This is a genomic window from Viridibacillus sp. FSL E2-0187 (assembly GCF_038006425.1).
Classification (GTDB): Bacteria; Bacillota; Bacilli; order Bacillales_A; family Planococcaceae; genus Viridibacillus; species Viridibacillus arvi.
Genome location: NZ_JBBOVG010000002.1, coordinates 138817 through 158718 on the forward strand (window position 1 = coordinate 138817; position 19902 = coordinate 158718).

At 34.4% G+C, this 19902-nt stretch carries 18 protein-coding genes; 9 read left to right on the forward strand and 9 right to left on the reverse strand.

The genetic code is table 11. The annotated features are described in order from the left end of the window. Positions 1–138: 138 nt before the first annotated feature. Positions 139–1587 (reverse strand): DEAD/DEAH box helicase, encoded by a 1449-nt coding sequence (locus MHH85_RS19825; RefSeq protein WP_340708282.1) that lies wholly within the window; start codon positions 1585–1587, stop codon positions 139–141. 249 nt (positions 1588–1836) lie between these two features. On the opposite strand from MHH85_RS19825, the gene psiE reads away from it, so the two are divergent. Beyond that, positions 1837–2292, forward strand: a complete 456-nt coding sequence (gene psiE / locus MHH85_RS19830; protein WP_193737929.1) for a phosphate-starvation-inducible protein PsiE — start codon at positions 1837–1839, stop codon at positions 2290–2292. Positions 2293–2878: 586 nt separating this feature from the next. Then, on the forward strand, positions 2879–4210 hold the full coding sequence (locus MHH85_RS19835) for an arsenic transporter (RefSeq protein WP_403982622.1): 1332 nt from the start codon (positions 2879–2881) through the stop codon (positions 4208–4210). Between the two features lie 550 nt (positions 4211–4760). Here MHH85_RS19835 and MHH85_RS19840 read toward each other — a convergent pair. The 4 genes from MHH85_RS19840 to MHH85_RS19855 all read right to left on the reverse strand — a co-directional run bounded on the left by MHH85_RS19840 (position 4761) and on the right by MHH85_RS19855 (position 7264). Beyond that, positions 4761–5288, reverse strand: coding sequence for a class I SAM-dependent methyltransferase (locus MHH85_RS19840; protein WP_340708284.1), 528 nt, complete (start codon positions 5286–5288; stop codon positions 4761–4763). A 279-nt stretch (positions 5289–5567) separates the two neighbouring features. Next, on the reverse strand, positions 5568–6083 hold the full coding sequence (locus MHH85_RS19845) for a QueT transporter family protein (protein WP_340708285.1): 516 nt from the start codon (positions 6081–6083) through the stop codon (positions 5568–5570). A gap of 152 nt (positions 6084–6235) precedes the next feature. Next, positions 6236–6991 (reverse strand): 3-oxoacyl-ACP reductase, encoded by a 756-nt coding sequence (locus MHH85_RS19850; RefSeq protein WP_340708286.1) that lies wholly within the window; start codon positions 6989–6991, stop codon positions 6236–6238. Between the two features lie 51 nt (positions 6992–7042). After that, positions 7043–7264 carry a DUF2829 domain-containing protein gene (locus tag MHH85_RS19855; RefSeq protein WP_340708287.1) on the reverse strand — a complete coding sequence of 74 codons (222 nt, stop codon included), beginning with the start codon at positions 7262–7264 and terminating at the stop codon, positions 7043–7045. Positions 7265–7534: 270 nt separating this feature from the next. Here MHH85_RS19855 and MHH85_RS19860 point away from each other — a divergent pair, with 270 nt between their 5' ends. The 3 genes from MHH85_RS19860 (at position 7535) to MHH85_RS19870 (ending at position 10608) form a co-directional block, all read left to right on the forward strand. Further along, a complete protein-coding gene (locus MHH85_RS19860; RefSeq protein WP_193737923.1) occupies positions 7535–7693 on the forward strand; it encodes a YfhD family protein in 159 nt (52 codons plus the stop codon). Positions 7694–8057: 364 nt separating this feature from the next. Then, positions 8058–8990 carry an L-lactate dehydrogenase gene (locus MHH85_RS19865; protein ID WP_193737922.1) on the forward strand — a complete coding sequence of 311 codons (933 nt, stop codon included), beginning with the start codon at positions 8058–8060 and terminating at the stop codon, positions 8988–8990. Between the two features lie 43 nt (positions 8991–9033). After that, positions 9034–10608, forward strand: coding sequence for an L-lactate permease (locus tag MHH85_RS19870; RefSeq protein WP_340708288.1), 1575 nt, complete (start codon positions 9034–9036; stop codon positions 10606–10608). A 136-nt stretch (positions 10609–10744) separates the two neighbouring features. On the opposite strand, the gene MHH85_RS19875 is transcribed toward MHH85_RS19870, so the two are convergent. Further along, complete coding sequence (locus tag MHH85_RS19875) at positions 10745–12052, reverse strand: sensor histidine kinase (protein ID WP_340708289.1); 1308 nt, start codon at positions 12050–12052, stop codon at positions 10745–10747. A 687-nt stretch (positions 12053–12739) separates the two neighbouring features. On the opposite strand from MHH85_RS19875, the gene MHH85_RS19880 reads away from it, so the two are divergent. Further along, positions 12740–13273 carry an ECF transporter S component gene (locus MHH85_RS19880; RefSeq protein WP_193737919.1) on the forward strand — a complete coding sequence of 178 codons (534 nt, stop codon included), beginning with the start codon at positions 12740–12742 and terminating at the stop codon, positions 13271–13273. A 173-nt stretch (positions 13274–13446) separates the two neighbouring features. Here the strand turns inward: MHH85_RS19880 and MHH85_RS19885 are convergent, their stop codons facing one another. Further along, on the reverse strand, positions 13447–14949 hold the full coding sequence (locus MHH85_RS19885) for a malate:quinone oxidoreductase (RefSeq protein WP_340708290.1): 1503 nt from the start codon (positions 14947–14949) through the stop codon (positions 13447–13449). A 995-nt stretch (positions 14950–15944) separates the two neighbouring features. On the opposite strand from MHH85_RS19885, the gene MHH85_RS19890 reads away from it, so the two are divergent. The 3 genes from MHH85_RS19890 (at position 15945) to MHH85_RS19900 (ending at position 18947) form a co-directional block, all read left to right on the forward strand. Next, positions 15945–16820 (forward strand): GGDEF domain-containing protein, encoded by an 876-nt coding sequence (locus MHH85_RS19890; RefSeq protein WP_340708291.1) that lies wholly within the window; start codon positions 15945–15947, stop codon positions 16818–16820. A gap of 648 nt (positions 16821–17468) precedes the next feature. Then, the gene (locus MHH85_RS19895) at positions 17469–18101 is read left to right on the forward strand and encodes a TetR/AcrR family transcriptional regulator (protein WP_340708292.1); all 633 of its coding nucleotides are present in this window, start codon (positions 17469–17471) and stop codon (positions 18099–18101) included. Between the two features lie 111 nt (positions 18102–18212). Then, positions 18213–18947 carry a glucose 1-dehydrogenase gene (locus MHH85_RS19900; RefSeq protein WP_340708293.1) on the forward strand — a complete coding sequence of 245 codons (735 nt, stop codon included), beginning with the start codon at positions 18213–18215 and terminating at the stop codon, positions 18945–18947. A 97-nt stretch (positions 18948–19044) separates the two neighbouring features. Here the strand turns inward: MHH85_RS19900 and rlmH are convergent, their stop codons facing one another. Together rlmH and MHH85_RS19910 are read right to left on the reverse strand one after the other, a co-directional pair. Further along, on the reverse strand, positions 19045–19524 hold the full coding sequence (rlmH, locus tag MHH85_RS19905; protein WP_340708294.1) for a 23S rRNA (pseudouridine(1915)-N(3))-methyltransferase RlmH: 480 nt from the start codon (positions 19522–19524) through the stop codon (positions 19045–19047). Between the two features lie 90 nt (positions 19525–19614). After that, positions 19615–19779 carry a CxxH/CxxC protein gene (locus tag MHH85_RS19910; protein WP_038178832.1) on the reverse strand — a complete coding sequence of 55 codons (165 nt, stop codon included), beginning with the start codon at positions 19777–19779 and terminating at the stop codon, positions 19615–19617. Between the last annotated feature and the right edge of the window lie 123 nt (positions 19780–19902).

The window sequence follows — 19902 nt, forward strand, 5'->3', positions numbered from 1 at the left end:
GATGATTGCGGAGAGAATCGTATCATTGCACCAAGTTCAAAGAAAAAACCCGTACCTACTTATGGTACGGGTTTTCTAATGTATCTAATATTTAATTACTGCTAATTTCATTACTAGTAAATATAACAAGTATGAAGCTTACTTCTTATTAGCTTCATATACCTTCAATAGTTTACCTTTTATAGTTGTATTCTTCATGTTTTTCAACACAATCGAACCTTTATCATTCAATATTTCAACATAAGAAAATGCATCTAAAATTGTGATTATTCCTATATCCTCTACTGTTACACCGTCGATTTTTGCAATCGTTCCAACAAAATCTACTGCTCTCAGTTTCTTTTTCTTACCACCATTAAAATACAATTTCATTATTTGTTTGTTTAATTTTTCGCTTTTCGCTTTTTTCAACATTGGTTCAATATTCATTTTTTCTTCAAAATCAGATTTCTTATTTAGAACTTCTTCTTTTGATGGAACTTCCATGTGCGGAATTTTAAAACCAATATACTCTTCAATTTCACTTAAAAATTTATCCTCAAATGGTGTCACTAACGTGATGGCTTTCCCTTTTTGACCCGCTCGTCCAGTTCTTCCTGTACGATGGACATAGCTTTCTTTCTCTAACGGAAGATCGTAGTTAATGACGTGAGTAATATTATCAATATCAATTCCTCTAGCAGCTACATCTGTTGCTATTAAATAACGGAAATCGCCACGTTTAAAATCATTCATCACTTCTAGGCGAATATCCTGTACCATGCCCCCATGAATCTTATCACAACTATAACCTAAATCTGCTAATTGTTCGCACAAAGTATCTACTCGATCTTTTGTTCGGCAAAAAATAATACAGCTATCTGGATTTTCTACAATTGTTACATCTTTCAGGATAGAAAGCTTATTATTCTCCTCTACAACGACTAGTGCATGGTCAATTTTATCCGTTGTAAGTCCAGTAGCCTTAATTTCAATATCAGTAGGTTTTTTCATATAGTTAAGAGCTAAGTTTTTAACTGCCTCTGGCAAAGTTGCAGAAAATAACATCGTCACTCTTTTTCGCGGTAATTCTTTAATAATAGCCTCCACTTGTTCAATGAATCCCATATTCAACATTTCATCTGCTTCATCAATTACAAGATAGCGAATCTGATCTAGAGCTAGAGTGCCTTTCTCAATATGATCCATGACACGACCTGGAGTACCCACAACTACATGCGTTTTTTGCTTTAATTCAGTCTTTTGGATGGCAAAGGGTTGTTTTCCATAAACAGCCGTTGCTTTAATACGTTTAAATCTACCTAAATTTGTGAAATCCTCTTTTACTTGAACAGCCAGTTCTCTAGTTGGTGTTAAGATTAATGCTTGAGGTTTATTTTCTTTCCAATCAACTAATTCACATATTGGAATTCCGTAAGAAGCCGTCTTACCACTACCTGTTTGGGATTTAACGACAAGGTCTTTATTCTCCAAGACTAGTGGTATTACTTTACTTTGAACCTCTGTTGGATTTTTGTATTCTAAGCTATTCAGCGCATTTACGATTTCATTACTTAATTTATAATCTTTAAAACTTTTTCCACTCATAACTAAGCCTCATTTTTAAATTATTTACTATTAATATTTCCGAAAAGATGATTATCTTATACAAACTTCAATTATACTCGAAAATTCACTCGCACAGGCATTTCTGCCACTAATAATATAACCAATAGAGTTTTAATGATGTACTCAAAGTGATTTCTCATCAATTAATGACTGTTCTCATAGAATGTAATGACATTATTATTTTTCCATACTAACTTTTAAAAAATTTAAATAGAATAGGAGAATCGAATGAATAAAAACAAAGTGAAATTGTCTGTAATTATAAAGAAAATACCAGTATTTTTACAGTTATTTCTAAATTCTTGTCTAGTTATTTTAGCGCTCATTTTATCATTCTTACTTGTGAAAGAGATAGTCGTGTTCTTGGAGATATTAATGACTCATGGTAGTAGTGATTATAAACTATTCCTCGAAAATATCCTTATCTTCTTTTTGTACTTCGAATTTATCACGATGATTGTGAAATACTTCAAAGAAGATTACCATTTTCCACTTAGATATTTTATATATATCGGCATTACTGCGATGATCCGACTTATTATTGTGGAGCACGATCATCCTACGGATACATTAATATATTCACTCATAATTTTAATTCTGATTATAGGTTATTTCATTATCAATATTACGCCACTAGAAAGACCTATTCATTTATGGTTCTTTAACAAGAAAGAAAAAAACTAAGTATCCTTAATAGTATTATATTAGAATTTCATTATTTGGAATAAAGATGTTATATAAGAGATTTAAGTAAAGACAAGATGCCCCTTCAATATCTCCAAAATAAAAGCAAGCCTAGGAACACTTCCTTTGGCTTGCTTTTATTTCGTGAACCCACAAAACACGTTTCTCTAAAAGTTTTTTCTATTTCTGTTTTTAATTATTAAACAGTTTCTGAAATTTACATCGCTTGTGTATATGCTCAATCTAAATTAGAAAAAAGACAAAAAGGATTTGTGCAACATTAGCCCCAAAAAATTACTACCTAACTCGATTTGGTGGCTTAATCATTTTTCATCTTACTTACATACTTTCTTTAAAAATTATGGGCATTATTAAGAATTTTATTGATAGTTTTAAGCGAAATTTTCAAAAATAGGTACAAAGCCAAAGCAAGTCTTATTAAATTTACATATAAATACAGAGTAATATAACTAAAAAATAAATAGTGGGGTGATAAAGGAAAACTCATTTTAAACAAAATATGTATTCAATTCATAACAATATTAAATAAACCTAGCTAGAAAGAAGGTAGAAAAATATGCAACCAATGGCTTGGGTGACCATTTTAACTTTCTTGGTTACTCTTGTATTTATTCTTTGGCGACCTAAAGGAATTAATGAAGCCATACCTGCTACAATCGGTGCTATTATTGTATTACTAAGTGGAAGTGTCTCGCTTACTGAGCTTGGCATAATTACAGGAACCATAAGTGGTGCAGCCATAACTATTATGGCAACTATTGTTATGGCAATAGTTTTAGAAAGCTTTGGGTTCTTTAACTGGGTCGCAGAAAAACTGGCTGAAAGAGCAAAAGGATCAGGTATCCGATTATTCTGGTATGTCAATCTTTTATGTTTTCTCATGACACTTTTTTTCAATAACGACGGCAGTATATTAATCACAACACCGATTTTGGTCATGTTACTAAACAATATGGGATTAAAAAACCATCAAAAAATCCCGTATTTACTATCTGGGGGCTTAATCGCAACCGCCTCAAGTGCTCCTATTGGCGTAAGTAACATTGTAAATCTAATTGCTCTAAAAATCGTTCATATGAGTTTATATGCGCATACGGCGATGATGTTTGTTCCAGCAACTCTAGGTTTACTATTATTAGTTGGGCTTCTGTTCCTACGATTTAAAAAAGACTTACCAAAAATCGTGCCTACTAAAGTAACCGGACTGTCACTGCCTTCTTACCATCCTCTCAAACAAAATTCTATCTATTCTTCGGAGAAGGATCGTTCAAAGTTTATGCGAAACATCCTACTATTTGTATTTGCAGTTCGTATCAGTCTCTTTGTCGCTTCATTCTTCTCAATTCCAGTCTCTGTCATGGCTGTTATTGGATCACTTGTACTTCTAGGTTGGAGATGGGCATATTTAAAAGTACCTCCTAGTGATATGCTAAAAAAAACCCCATGGTATATTATTATTTTCGCGTTTAGTATGTACATCATTATCTATGGGTTAAATAACATTGGTTTAACAGATTGGTTAATCGACTTTATGCGTCCTATGGTTTCTGGAAGTCTACTCCATACCAGCGTGTTAATGGGCGTATTACTATCTGTACTCTCCAACATTTTTAATAACCACCCAGCCCTTATGGTCGGAACTCTCACTTTAACAAGTATGAATTTAGATTTACTATCCTTAAAGGTTGCCTACCTAGCAAATGTTATTGGCAGTGACATAGGATCTTTACTACTTCCAATGGGAACGTTGGCAACGTTAATGTGGATGCACATTGTAAGACGCGGAAAAGTAAAAATCACATGGTGGCAATATATAAAAGTCACTATTGTCGTTATACCACCTACATTAATATTTACGTTAGTACTTTTGTATTATTGGGTTACTTGGCTATTTTGACAAGGAGCAAAACGATACTTCCAAAATAACTAGCACAAGTATTTCAAAAAAATTATTTGGAACTCGTCAAATGCATAATCTTCTTTTAGGTCTACCACATATGATTAGCATATGATTGAGATTAAATTTTGTTCAAAGTAGAGTTAATTTAGAAGTTGTAAATTCACATACTTTTATTATGAACTGTTTATGTCGTATCCAAGAAATCCCCTTAAATCTACATGCTTTATTTTTCTACTTAAGCTAATCAACTAGATTGGTTTAAGTAGAAACTTTAACAATCCCATTAATATAAACTGATTGATACATAATAAAACTCACATAAAAAGTAATATGAGTTGTGAAAATAAAGATTCTGCGTATCTTTCAATTTTCTTTTTGTTCAACTTTAATAACCGTACCTACACGTAGTACGGTTATTGGTCTTATAGAAGAGTAATTATTAAATTCCCCAGGCAATAACCATTAGTTTTTAATGGACATTCGCCTAACTCCCTTTTCAACCGCTGACCCTATTTATGAGTAGTATGTAAATCTACTCTATAACCATTTACTTTTCATGCCAAGATAATTGCATCTTACGTTTTCTACAAATCGTTAATCCTGGTGAAATCGGAATTGTCATCAATTCATATGATTCCGTATCCTTTGATAATTCTTCAATTGCCTGATAAGCAGTTTCACACAAAGCTGGATGCATCATGCTCTCATCTGCAGGGTGTGTATCATGCAACAAAATTAAGCCATGAGGAGCGACGAATGGAAAGAAATCTCTAAAATCCTGCAACACTGCATCTTTAGCATGATTTGCATCAATGAATAACATATCAATTTGCAATGGGTGAATTTCTAATTCCTTAGCAAATTCCTGCGTAGTACCATGGAAAAATTGAGCTTTCGCCGAATTTTTCATATAATTACCTGCATCTGCGTTAATATCTACGCCTATCAATTGGTCTGCGACGGAATCCATACGATTAAAAAGACCACAATGAAATAGTCCAAGTTCTACATATACCTTCGGGCGTACAAGACTTCCCAGTTGGAAAATAAAATCTTCATGCCATGCTGTTCCCACATTACTCAACCCTTTCAATTAAGTGTTGAATTGTTATCCACACTTAAAATTTCATCCATTCTGTTTGAATCTAATTGCCAAGCGTTAATCCTCTGCACTCCCCAAGACCAAGGAAACTTAAAGTTGTAGTCACTTTGAAGACCTACTTTTAAGCATTATTTATAATATTTAACCAGGCTAAAAATAGTTACAATCTCTGCTCCAGGAGTAAATAAAACGTTTAAAATTCAGCCCTATACGCATAAAAAAACACATTCGCTAATGCGAATGTGTTTTAAATCATTTTGATAAATCAATTCTTTTATTTAATAAGTAAATAGTAATACCTCCAACAATCATAGACAATAATTCCCCAATTCCTACTGTAAACCAAGTCGGCCAAAATGGAAGGTCATAAAGAATCGTTAATTGTCCTGCAACTGTAAACATTGATATAGCAAAAATCAATGCGGTAATTACCATCTTCAAAATATCATTTTTTATTTCTTTAGTTATTGCACGACAAAGAATTAATACAAGAAAAGTAGAAATACCACCGATTGGTACATCTAGTACCCAAGTTGGTGACATAAAATTCGCAAGTATTACCCCTATTGTTACTGCCACAACATAGCGCTTGTTATACAATGCCAGATAATTAAACATCTCGGACAAACGTAATTGCACTGCTCCAAAACTAATGACTGAAAACAAAACAGTCACTGCCACATATACGGCTGCTACAAGTGAAGTCTTTGTAAGCTCACTTACAGAAATACGAGTACGTGGTGAATCCTTTGAAATAGATGTATTCAATTTTAATTCTCCTTTGTAAAATAGCACATCCGCTATTCTAGTAATAACTACGACCAAAGGAAGAGAGCCTATCGCCCTATCTGAAGTGCCGTAGTGCAAGCCCTATTTGCTTACTTGCGTATTATATCAGAAGAATTTAACATTAAACAAGACTATCTTGCAATCCAGCCACCATCAATAGGTACAACAGCCCCATGAATATAATCAGATGCTTGACTAGCCAAATAAAGCGTTAAATTTGCCACTTCAATTGGTTGAGCCCAACGTCCTGCTGGTGTTTCTTTTGCTACCCATTTTGCTATTTCACCGTCTCCTTCAAAATCAGCCTTATTCATCGGTGTTTGAATCGCACCAGGTGCAATCGCATTTGCACGAATTCCTTCACGGCAATAATCTTGATCTAACTGCTTTGTATAACCAACAATTGCATGTTTAGAAGCTGTATAAGCTGCACCGCCACCGCCTGCCACAAGCCCTGCAATTGATGCCATATTAACGATTACGCCCGATTTTCGTTTTAACATTTGAGGTAATATTGCATTCGTTACAAAATACGTCCCCTTTACATTCGTGTTCATAATTTGATCCCAAAGATCCTCATCTGTATCGAGTGTTTTCGCAAATCCATCTAAAACTCCAGCGGTATTCAGTAAAATATCTATTTTCTTGAATGTAGCCACAGCTACTTCAAACGCTTGCACTACATCTTCCTTAATACAAACACTACCTATAGAGTGAGCAAAACGTGCACCATATTTTTGATTAATGCTTATTAAGCCCTGCTCATCTAAATCGAAACCAAATACATTCGCCCCATTCTCTAAAAAAGCAATTGCCTGAGCCTGCCCAATGCCGGATGAAGCACCTGTCACAAATACTGTTTTTCCCATGTACTCTTCAAATTTCAAAACTTCACTCCTCATAACAAAAAGCCCATGATTTCTCATGAGCTTTTCCTATTAATCGACGATTATCCAATCTTCTGCTAACAAATCACATACTGTTGGTGTGAACATTGTATAGCCCTCACCTTGTACATTAATTAAAAAGTATGGGTTTAAATTCTCGCCATCATGTTCGCTTTGCCCAACAAGTTTCACATACAATTCGGCACCGCCCCAGCCTTTACGAATCACTTTCTCGCCAGTTTTCAAACGTGGTAATACCTCTTCAAAAGTCAATTATTCTCATCCTTTATATCAGTAATATCATGCGTTCTTTACCGGGAAAAGTATACTGGATTGAGAAATTTTTTACAACTAAAGTTTGTATTGTATGGTTTGTTACTGTAGTTGGTTGATTGATTAATTTATTATTTACCTTGCACTTTACTTCAAGGTTAATATAGGTTATTGAAATTCAAACTATTTCCTTTCCGTTAATTTATTTGTGATAAAAAAATGTATCAATGCCATATTAAGAATAATTCAAAATGAAAGGAGCGATTTGGAATGGGAAGAGACAATAAGCAAGGGAAAAGTCATAACAAGGGTACATTACCTCAAACACCTAAAAATCAAAAAATAGCGCCAGACAAAGTTAATGAGGAATTCTCTCAAGAATTAGCTGAACTTGATACATTAGTTACTAAAAGCAAAAGAAAAAAATAGGTATTTTTGAGGTAATTATTTCTCTTCAAATAGAATTTGAATTCAGTTATAATATCTCTGGATGAATTGATGAGTTATTTGGAGAAGGCAATAGAACAACTATCCATTTAAGAAGTTCATTAAAAAATCTGAGATGGATATTACAATATCGAAAATAGAATTCCCCATACAATAATCAAATCATCCCATTGGATTAGCATCCAATGGGATTTTTTAGGGATTAGCTAAAATGAAATACTTCTTTAAATATCTCAAGGTATATTACAAATAAACAGTGCCAAACTACGCTTATTCATTTATAAAATTCTTTTAAACAAATGATAAGCATAGTAAAAATATAAAAATTGAATTGGAGGAATGTAAGTTGAATTTAACACAAGGAGATAAAGTTGTATTAGTTGGAACAGGTGCAGTAGGGTCTAGTTATGCGTATGCGTTGATCAATCAAGGGATATGTGAAGAACTTGTACTTGTTGATATAAACGAAGCTAAAACTAAAGCCGATGCAATGGATTTAAATCATGGACTTGTTTACGCTCCAATACCTCAAAAAATTAAATATGGGAATTACAGTGATTGTAAAGATGCGGCAATCGTTGTAATTTGTGCAGGGGCAGCACAAAAGCCTGGAGAAACACGACTGGACCTTGTAAGTAAAAACCTTGCAATTTTTAAATCCATTGTAGGAAGCATTATGGATTCTGGATTCAATGGTATATTCTTAGTCGCTTCAAATCCAGTAGATATTTTAGCTTATGCAACTTGGAAATACTCTGGTCTGCCAAAAGAAAGAGTTATTGGTTCAGGTACAATTTTAGACTCTGCTCGATTCCGCTTTTTATTGGGTGAAGAATTTGGCGTAGCACCAACAAGTGTTCATGCTTATATCATTGGTGAGCACGGCGATTCAGAACTTCCAGTTTGGAGTACTGCTAATATTTCAGGGAAGCTAATTGCCTCTGATTTAACTGATCAAAGAAAAGATGAAATTTTCGTCCAAGTTCGAGATGCAGCTTATGAGATTATTGAGTCAAAAGGAGCTACTTATTATGGAATCGCAATGGGGCTAGCTCGAATAACAAAAGCCATTTTACGAAATGAAGAGGTTGTATTACCGGTTGGCTCGTTGTTAGAAGGAGAATATGGTCACAGCGATGTATATGTTGGTGTTCCTACAATCATTAACCGTGGGGGAAGAAAGAGTATCGTAGAGCTTTCTTTAAACCCAGAGGAAAAGGAAAAATTGGCAAATTCCGTAAAAACATTGAAAGATGTTCAATCTCCATTTTGGAAGTAGTTCCGAAATGAAGTAGGAATTTCTAACAAAGGAGCCATGGACCATGTTGGTAGAAAATTACAACCCTTTTAATCAACTACTCATTTCCTCAATGGTTGCAGCAATTCCAATTATTGTTTTTATTTTGTGTTTAACCGTTTTTAAAATGAAAGGTATTTATGCAGCATTATTAAATTTAGTGATTACCTTCATTATCGCAATGATGGTGTTTAAATTACCTTTTAGCGAATCAGTTGGGAGTGTCATTCAAGGTACCATTCAAGGAATATGGCCCATTGGTTATATTATTGTTATGGCGGTTTGGTTATATAAAATCTCAGTTGACTCGGGGAAATTTGATGTATTACGTGCAAGTATCGCCGGTATTTCACAAGATCAACGACTGCAGCTTCTGCTAATAGGCTTTTGTTTCAATGCATTCCTTGAAGGAGCAGCTGGTTTTGGTGTTCCAATTGCAATCTGTGCGGTACTATTGGTTTCGTTAGGATTCAAACCTTTGCAAGCTGCTATGCTATGTCTTATAGCAAATGGTGCTTCTGGAGCGTTTGGTGCAATTGGTATACCTGTCGCAATTACTGGTACATTAAATTTAGAAGGCAATGTAACTGCCATGGATGTTTCCACGATGACAGCATTAACCTTACCTATTATTAATTTTACAATTCCCTTCTTACTTATCTTTTTAATTGATGGGTTAAAAGGGATTAAAGAAACATTACCAGCTATTCTCGTTGTTTCTACAACATATACGGTGACACAAGCTATTATCACTATTTCAATAGGTCCTGAACTAGCTGATATTATCCCTCCTTTACTTGCGATGGGGATTTTGGCTTTATTCTCAAAAAAATGGAAACCGAAGAATATCTTCTTACTCAACAACAAAGAGGTTAAGATTGAAAAACATACAACTGGTGATGTGATTAAAGCTTGGTCTCCGTTTTATTTATTAAGTTTATTTATCTTAATATGGAGTATTCCTCCTTTTAAAGCTTTATTTGCGGAAGGTGGAGCTCTAGACTTTACTAAAGTAACATTTGGCATACCTGGATCCACATTAAGTTCAAGCATTGAAGTAATAAGTGCAACAGGTACAGCAATATTACTTGCAGCTTTAACAACTATATTCACGACAAAAGCCATTGGAGTTGGACATGGTTTTAAGCTTTTAAGAAGAACAATTTCAGAATTTTGGATTCCTATTGTGATGATTTGTGCCATTCTTGGAATTGCTAAGCTAATGACTTATGCAGGATTAACAAGTGCATTAGGTGAAGCTGTAGCAACTACAGGAAATGCCTTCCCATTTTTATCACCAATACTAGGATGGATTGGGGTATTTATGACAGGATCAGTTGTTAATAACAATACCTTATTTGCACCAATTCAAGCTACAGCAGGTAATATTATTGGAGTAGATTCTGCTTTATTAGTATCCGCTAATACCGCTGGTGGGGTAATGGCAAAATTAATTTCCCCTCAATCAATTGCTATCGCAACTGCTGCTGTTGGGCAAACTGGTAAGGAATCCGAATTAACTAAAATGACCTTAAAATACAGCGTTGCATTACTCGCATTTGTTTGTATTTGGACATTTATATTATCCATTTTTTATTAAAATCAGTTGAGGCTTTCATCATTACAGATGAAAGCCTTTTTTCCTTTTCAAAGGATGTGGTCAAAAGAACTCCTGTAGAAAAGCAGTAAGATATAAAAAACTTCCTACAACTAATAGTAGAAAGCTTATACTTTATTTACTTTAATGGGATTTCCACAATGGCAGTCGTCTCTAACTCAGTTGTTGATTCAATTGAGATTTCCCCATTATATTTATTCACTATTTCCTTCACAATAAATAAGCCTTGCCCTCTGATTTTTCCGCGTTCTGCTTTTTTGGTTGAATACCCTTGTTTAAAGATTTGTTCATTCTCAATAATCTTTGGTCCTGTATTCGTTATCTCAAATATATATTGCACATCATCTGCTTTACAGCTAATCAGTATTTTACGTTTTTCCTCAGGTAATTCTACTGTTGCATCAATAGCATTATCAATTAAATTCGATAATATTTTGATTAAATCTGTTGTTTTTATTTTATCGAATGAATCTTGTGAAATCGTAAAATCCATATCAATATTATAATTTTGTGCAGCGAGTTTCTTTGTTTGTAACAATATAGAAAGACCAGGATGATCTATATTTAATTTTAAAGATTCAATTGCTTGAACTTCTTTAGAAAGTGATGATAAGTATTGTTTCGCCTGATCAGATTCTCCTAATTGCAGAAGTCCGTGTAAAACTTGAATATGGTTGGTGAAATCATGCCTTAAAGAGGATATAGAAGTAATTAATGTTCTAATTTCCGCTTGGTACGTATCTTCCGTATACCCTACTTCTTTAGTAACTTCTTTTTGATACCATCTTTGCATTAATAAAAAGGAGCCTATTACGACGAATATAAATATACCATTATAGAAAAAGAGGAGGATATTATTTTTCAGTACTTTCCCTTTGATATCATTCAGAGTATTAGCACTAATATCGATCCCTATATATCCGAGCACCTTACCTGATTCATCCTTTATAGGTGCTCCTACAGAAACGTAGAAACCTAAATCGGCATCTTCAATTACCCCTGTTACATATGTTTCTCCTTCATAGGCTCTTTTAACCTGTTCTTTAGGTACTGTACAAAAAGCACCTATAGAATAGTTTTCTTCTAGTGCATTGGGTAACCCGCTTATCATCACTTTCGATACTTCAGGATTATCAACCTCTAATGTATATACATATAATGCACCCAATTTTTCTCTTGCATCAACTAAGTAGTCTGTTAATTTCCAATAATATTCGTTTTTCATAGGATTATTCAAAAATTTCTTATATGTATCTATATCTATTTTTGACGCTATGGATTTTGCTGCTCCAAGACTTTGATTTGTGATTGATTCTTCAACCGTCTTTTTCATCTTTATATAAGAAGTAAAGACATTTAAACTTGTAAACAATACTAATAAGGCGGTCGATAACACAATAATGAGTTTTATTTTACGATTTTTCATAAACACAGGTACTTCCTCTTCTTTTTAAATTGAAAGATAAATAATCATATTAATGATCCGAATTTCAATTAAACTATTCAATTACACATGAAACGAAATCAAGAACTACCCTTCCAACAATAGCACTAAATTATAGTAAATATCAAAGTCTCATATTTGTTTAATCAGATTTTCTTAAAGACATTGTTTTTATATACTACTTTGGAAAATTAACAAAATCAATTTTTTATTGATTAAACTAAGTTAATTTATCATAAACAATCAAAATTTCGTATGTTACTGCATGTTCATTGTAATCATCACGAGATATCTAATTCCAATTTTCACTTGGAAGGATTTGCAAAACCATCTTAAAAACCATAAGTCATTAAATATCATTTTTTAAGTTCTTTTTTTATAGCACTATATATCCCATTTTATGATTCAACATTTAATTTTTACGATTTTTCTATAAACTGGCACCTAAGTTTTAGGCTAAATTGGCACTTTTAAAAACACCAATCCTTTGCTAAGGTTATCAGTAATTGATTACACGCTCTCTAATTATGTACTAGTAGAAATAACGGTATCCATAGTGAAGTTGCAACGTAATTAACCTGAATATTCAATTATTATATGTTAAAGAAAGTGATAACCTCACGATACTTGCCCAATACCTATTAAAAAAGATAAGGAAGGTTAATGATTATGCAAAAAACTACAAGTTATTCGAACGCACGTACTTTTAATTTAATTCTAACATCGATGTTAATTGCACTTGTATTCGTTGCCACGCTCTTGTTAAATATCAAACTACCTATTACGGCAAATGGCGGTTTAGTTCATCTCGGAACAGCTATGCTCTTTATTGTATCCATCTTATTTGGGCCTAAAAAAGGTGCCATTGCTGGTGCCGTTGGAATGGGGTTATTTGATCTAATCTCCGGTTGGACATTGTGGGCACCGTTCACCATTTTAACGCGCGGATTACAAGGCTATATAGTCGGAAAAATTGCCTGGTCAAATGGTCGCAACGGACGTAGTATAGGTTTCAATCTTTTCGCTACTATCATTTCGGTGCCTTTTATGATAGCAGGATATTACATTTGTGAAGGAGTTATATTTAGTAGTTGGATTGTACCAGCGGCTTCTATTCCCGGAAACATTGTTCAAAATGTTGTAGGTATCTGTGCAGCCATTCCAGTTTGTGCAGTACTTAAAAAACTTCCATTTTTTAAATAGTTATTAGAAGGATATACAACAACACAAATTGATTCTTATAAACATTATTTTTTATTAAGCTCCAAACTAGCCTAACTGTAAATTTTGAAAAAAAGAACCTTTGATCAATCTAAAGATTGATCAAAGGTTTTATGTTTTATTTCATTTAGTATTTTTATTTCTATATCCAAGAATTAATTATTGTCCTGCAAGTCCTCGCTTAGACGAAGTGCCTGCGCTGTTGAATTGTGAATTTCTTGGAAAAGCTCTGGGTTATTTGCTAGTGATACGCCATAAGAAGGAATCATTTCTTTTATTTTCGGTTCCCACTCTTTTATTTGTTGCGGGAAGCATTTATTTAATACCTCAAGCATTACGTGAACAGCAGTAGAAGCACCCGGAGAAGCACCTAGTAATGCTGCAATTGAACCATCGGCAGCGCTTACAACTTCCGTACCAAATTGAAGCGTTCCTTTACCTCCTGCTTCAGTATCTTTAATAACTTGTACACGTTGGCCAGCAACTACAATATCCCAATCCTCGCTCTTAGCGTTCGGGATAAACTCACGTAACTCTTCCATACGCTGTTCTTTCGATAACAGAAGTTGTTGGATCAGATATTTTGTCAATCCCATCTCTTTAACTCCTGCAGCCAATAATGTAGTAATATTATGTGGTTTTACAGAAGCAATTAAATCCATATTTGAACCTGTTTTTAAGAACTTAGGTGAGAACCCAGCAAACGGTCCAAATAGCAACGATTTTTTGTTATCAATATATCGTGTGTCAAGATGCGGAACAGACATTGGCGGAGCACCAACTTTAGCTTTTCCGTATACTTTTGCATGATGTTGCTCAGCAACTTCTTGGTTTTTACATACCAAGAATAATCCGCTGATCGGGAATCCACCAATGTGTTTACCTTCAGGAATACCTGTTTTTTGGAGTAACTCTAGACTTCCTCCGCCAGCTCCAAGGAAGACAAATTTCGCTTTATGATATTCCATTTTACAACCATCGATATCATTTACTTTTAATTCCCATGATCCATCTTTAGTACGCTTAATGCCTTCGACACTATGTTTGTAATTGATATCGACATTTTGAGTTTTTAAGTTATCGAATATCATACGCGTTAAAGCACCAAAGTTAACATCCGTTCCAATGTCCATTTTTGTTGCCGCAATTGCTTCATTCGCTGGACGGTCTTGCATAATAAGTGGAATCCATTTTTTCAGTGTTTCCGGATCATCAGAAAATTCCATGCCTTGGAACAATGGATTCTTTGTCATTGTTTCATGACGTTTCTTTAAAAACTCTACATTTTGTTCGCCTTGTACCATACTCATATGAGGCAATGGCATGATAAAGTCTTGAGGATTGCTAATCAGATTGTTTTTTACAAGATAAGACCAATATTGTCTTGAAAGTTGAAATTGTTCATTAACGTTTATCGCTTTGCTAATATCAATAGAGCCATCCGATTTTTCGGAAGTGTAGTTAAGTTCGCACAGTGCAGCGTGCCCTGTTCCCGCATTATTCCATTCGTTAGAGCTTTCCTCTCCCGCGTCTGCGAGCTTCTCAAATACTTTGATTTCCCATTCTGGTGCTAATTCTTTCAGTAACGATCCCAAAGTCGCACTCATGACTCCGGCACCAATTAAGATAACGTCTGTTTTATTCTGACTGTTGCTCATATTAACCTTCCTTATCTCCTAAAATTTTCAAAAAAGATGTAGGCGCTCATGCTTAGGCGTCATAGCAAGACAAGGTACAACCTAGGAAGACACCTTATCTATATTAATCATTATTCTATCCTAGTCTATCAAAGTTATGAAACAATTAAAACAGGTACTACTATTTGATAGTTATATGCTATTTAAAAGCTAGTAAAAAGTCCTTAACTGAGCATCTTGCAAAAATTAAAGTTTTGCTAGGCCTTTACCAGTGATCATCACTCTTATTAATTGCACTGTACTAGTATATTTGGATACGAAAAATATTCCCCTTTCTTTTCAGAATAAAGTCATATTATGAAGCTTTGACATATCCACAGTTTTTGGTTATTTTCTAAACCTAAAATAATACATTGAAACTATTATATAACATATTAAAAAAGTTATGTATCCGTTATCATTACTTATGAAAAAGCCTCTAGGACATTTTCAATTTAAAGCATCATAGCGAAATAATACTAAACACTGGTTATGGAAAAAATGGTCCCTATTAAAATGTAAAGTCCGATTAATTTAAAAATCAGTTTGCGAGTGGTGATCATTTTTGAAGACACTTCTGAAGAACGAAGTATGTTGTATATTGGTATCCATATTTTTGATATAATAATAATGATTGTAAATTCACTTATAAGTAGGTGGCTCTTTATGAATTTATTTATGGATATGAAGACAATTACTCTATTGCTTGGTATAGGCTACTTATTTACTTTAATCCTTATTATTGCTTATGGGCATAATCATACAAAGGGTTTAACAGTCAGAACTTTTTTTTAGCAAAAGGCTCTCAGACCATAGCATGGTTTTGTATGGTTTTTCGTGGAGAAATTCCCGACTTTCTATCCATCTCTTTTGCTAACTCCATACTATTTATTGGAACGTCCTTAGAAATTATAGCATTATTGTGTCTTCAAAATGCTTTCCGTCTAAAGACCAAGATGATAATGGTATATCTTGGTTTGACCCTACTCAGTATTATCGGTTTCCAACTCATTGTTCTTTTTTATAACGAAGAAAACGTACGAATTTCATATTATTCCTTTGTAATTGCGTTAATCTTAATGCCTGTTTCTCGTTTGGTTCTGGGGAAAGCTTCAACGTTTCTTATGAGAATCATTGGTAGTCTATATCTTCTTGTTATCGCAGCTTTTTTGATCAGAGGGGTGACTGCTCTACTTTCATCTACAGATTCGATAAACTTCTATACTCCTGGACTTTATCAATTAATTTCCTTACTATCTATTTATCTTCTTACAAATTTAGGAAATTTAGGGTTTGTCCTGTTAATGAAGGAAAAAGCAGACCATGAGTTAATCCGATTAGCTAGTTATGATGATTTAACGGGCACGTTGAACCGTAGAACTTTTACAGACAAGGCAAATAAGTATCTCACTGATTATTCTAAAAAAGGGCAGCCTCTATCCTACCTGTTTTTTGATATAGACAACTTTAAAACAATTAATGATACTTATGGTCATCACGTTGGAGACCAAGTACTACAAGACCTGACTACACGAATTAAGCTACATTTAGGTAAAGAAGATTTGTTTGTGCGTTATGGAGGCGATGAATTTGGAATCCTGATCCCAGGAAAAGATGAAACCGACTCAAATCAGATGGCTGAGCAAATCATTCAGACACTTAATGGAGCTATTAGCCGTAGTCTACCGATGACATATACAATTAGTTTGGGTGTCCTCACCGTATTTCCAAATCAGTATACGCAATTGGAAACACTATACACTACTTGCGACGAGGCTCTTTACAACGCTAAAAGTAACGGACGAAATGGTGTTTTTCGTGGCCAGATAGACGTACATAATGCTGTTTCATAATCGGAAATTCGAAATCGAAAAAATCATCCTATTTTTTGGGGGCCTTTTTCATGATTCTATGCAAAATGCTCCCTTTCATGTACACCATAATCTTATAAGCCGTTCTCAAATTATGAGGGGTTAAATCTTCATTTACTTATGATACGGTTCACCGTAACATATCTAAATGCGATTTTAAGAACAATTTACCGCTAATAAAAAAGGATTAAGAGAAGACCCCACTTCAGCAGCTACTAATGTACTGAAGTCTTCAAAATATTTTATCGCATATGCCTTATGAACATCCCAACGTATGAGTCCATCCATTTCCTCATGAATTTTTAATTTGTCCTACTAAAAAATCTTCTTCTTTAAAAACAATCTCCTCAACATATGAAATTGCATCACGGTGCTTAATGACTTCTAATTACTCACGTATTGTTTTACTGCCGACCGTGATACCCTCAAGCACCACTTTTATTTCACTAATCGTCAGCGTATAACTTTCAATCGCATCTTATAGAGATGTAACACTGAATGATTTAGATTTTAAAGAAGGCTAAAGTAAACTCTTGAATTTCAGCATTTTCAACTATGATTTTCCCTCGATGCGAATACAAGTTGGTACATGTTACAATAATTGTATGATGAACAGTTGGAGTGACGAAAATGAGTAAACGAGAACAACAAAAACAACAACGCCGTCAAAATATTATCCATATTGCAAAGGATTTATTTTTGGTTCAAGGTGTGAAAAATATACAAATGCAAGATGTTGCTGCTGCTGCTGGCGTTGGGATTGCGACGTTATTTCGCTATTTTCCTAAAAAAGAGTATTTAGTGATTGCGGCTACGAATGCTATTACTGATGAAATGGCCACTTATATAGGGCAGATTGTCGAGCAGACAATGCCTGCATATGAAAAAATCGAGCAAATTTTGGATTATTATATAGGCGTAACAAAGGATCGGCAGCTACGTTTAGCAAAATTTTACGAGTCCTTTAGTTTATATGAAAAAATAGCTGAGGAATCACCTGAGCAATATGCGGAATACTTATTTTCACGAAGTAAATTAGCCAGTATTTTATTAAGATTGGCTGAGCAGGGCAAGCAGGATGGCTCGTTAAGACCAGATGTTGATTTGGATGTATTTATCATGACCATGGTGCAAAATTTTAGCTTATTCGCATTCAAATCAAGCCTGACAACCCATGATACCAATCTCGCATCGATGCTTTCTGCGGACAAGCAACTCGCGATGATGAAGGATGTATTTTTATGCTATATTCAACCATCATAAATAACGACCGTTTGGATTGACATTCGGACGGGAAAGTTGTTTACTAGTAAGTGTAAAAAAGTGATAGTTAACTATCACTTTAAATAAGTCTAATTTAAGGGAGCTTTTTAAATGAGTCGTTTATCAGGTAAAGTAGCAATTATTACAGGAGCAGCACAAGGTATGGGTGCAGCACACGCAAAGTTATTCATAGAAAACGGTGCAAAGGTTATTTTAACAGATTTAAATGAAGAAAAAGGCAACGCTTTCGCCGCTGAATTAGGTGAAAATGCCCTATTCATTAAACAAAACGTAACATCAGAAGAAGATTGGGCAACTGTTATTGCGAAAGCTGAAAAAGCTTTCGGTCCAGTAAACGTATTAGTAAACAACGCCGGTATTACTATGGCGAAAAATATGCTTGATGTTACTGTCGAAGAATACCGTCGCATCTTAGATATTAACCAAGTGTCTGTATTCTTAGGTATGAAAACTGTAGCAGCTTCAATGATGAAAGCTGGTGGCGGTTCAATCGTCAACATTTCTTCAATGAACGGCTTAGTTGCTGGTGCTATAGGTTACACAGATACAAAATTCGCAGTACGTGGGATGACAAAAGCAGCTGCTATCAACTTAGCACCAATGGGTATCCGCGTAAACTCTGTACACCCGGGTGTAATCGCTACACCAATGGTAGTACAAGAAGATACAAAAGCAGCAGTTGAAGAATTTTCTAAACACATTCCATTAAAACGTGTTGCTCAACCAGAAGAAGTTTCAAAAATGGTATTATTCTTAGCTTCTGATGATTCAAGCTACTCAACAGGCTCTGAATTCATTATCGATGGCGGATTAACTGCACAGTAATAAAATTTCCTGAAAAAATATTTATATGATTTATAAAGGCCGATGTTCTATTAGTATAGAACATCGGCCTTATTTTTTATTTAATTAAAAACCGCACCTACTTATGGTACGGTTCACCCTTCATAATTCTGAAACTTCTATATATCTGCTCTACCAACACTAATTTCATCAACTGATGAGGTAATGTCATTTTACCGAATGACTGTTTTTCATTTGCGCGCTTCAAAACGTCGTCATGTAATCCAAGCGAACCTCCGATGACGAATGCAATTTTACTTTTACCATATGTCATAAGTGATTCGATGTCTTTGGACATTTCTTCGGACGTTTTCATTTTTCCATTGATAGCAAGAGCGATAACGTGAGTGTCAGGTGAAATTTTAGTTAAAATGCGTTCGCCTTCTTTTTTCTTAACAATTTCCATTTCAGCTTCGCTTAATTGTTCGGGTGCTTTCTCGTCTGGGACTTCAATGAGATCGATTTTTGCATAAGCGCCAAGTCGCTTGACATACTCCTCAATCCCCATCTTTAAGTACTTTTCTTTTAATTTCCCAACGGTAATAATCGCTATATTCACAAGTTATCCACCTTCACATTAAATTTACAAACACGTTATCCACAGAAGTTATACACATATCCACAAGCTGAATCAATATCTTGTGTACGCTCATTCGTTCGCCACAACATATGTTGCTGCCTCTTCACAATAAGTACAACTTGTGGATAACTTTTCTTCCTCTGTAGCCATTTCAAATAATGGCACCTCTTTTTGTTCTGCCACGAACATGTCTAAAGCGTGTCCTATATGCGTTTCACAGCTGTATATTTTCAAAATATTTCATCCTTTCAATTTTCGAAATTTCCGCAAACTTATGCACAATTCGGTCAATGTTATCCACAGTCTATTGTAACAAAGGAAAAGCGAGTAGGAAAGTCGTGGTTTCACGTTTCCTAC

What these genes read in the sequence shown, in the direction of transcription:
- MHH85_RS19825 (WP_340708282.1), bottom strand. Translation starts at nt 1,587, where the DNA reads ATGAGTGGAAAAAGTTTTAAAGATTATAAATTAAGTAATGAAATCGTA.
- psiE (WP_193737929.1), top strand. Translation starts at nt 1,837, where the DNA reads ATGAATAAAAACAAAGTGAAATTGTCTGTAATTATAAAGAAAATACCA.
- MHH85_RS19835 (WP_403982622.1), top strand. Translation starts at nt 2,879, where the DNA reads ATGGCTTGGGTGACCATTTTAACTTTCTTGGTTACTCTTGTATTTATT.
- MHH85_RS19860 (WP_193737923.1), top strand. Translation starts at nt 7,535, where the DNA reads ATGGGAAGAGACAATAAGCAAGGGAAAAGTCATAACAAGGGTACATTA.
- MHH85_RS19870 (WP_340708288.1), top strand. Translation starts at nt 9,034, where the DNA reads ATGTTGGTAGAAAATTACAACCCTTTTAATCAACTACTCATTTCCTCA.
- MHH85_RS19875 (WP_340708289.1), bottom strand. Translation starts at nt 12,052, where the DNA reads ATGAAAAATCGTAAAATAAAACTCATTATTGTGTTATCGACCGCCTTA.
- MHH85_RS19880 (WP_193737919.1), top strand. Translation starts at nt 12,740, where the DNA reads ATGCAAAAAACTACAAGTTATTCGAACGCACGTACTTTTAATTTAATT.
- MHH85_RS19885 (WP_340708290.1), bottom strand. Translation starts at nt 14,949, where the DNA reads ATGAGCAACAGTCAGAATAAAACAGACGTTATCTTAATTGGTGCCGGA.
- MHH85_RS19895 (WP_340708292.1), top strand. Translation starts at nt 17,469, where the DNA reads ATGAGTAAACGAGAACAACAAAAACAACAACGCCGTCAAAATATTATC.
- MHH85_RS19900 (WP_340708293.1), top strand. Translation starts at nt 18,213, where the DNA reads ATGAGTCGTTTATCAGGTAAAGTAGCAATTATTACAGGAGCAGCACAA.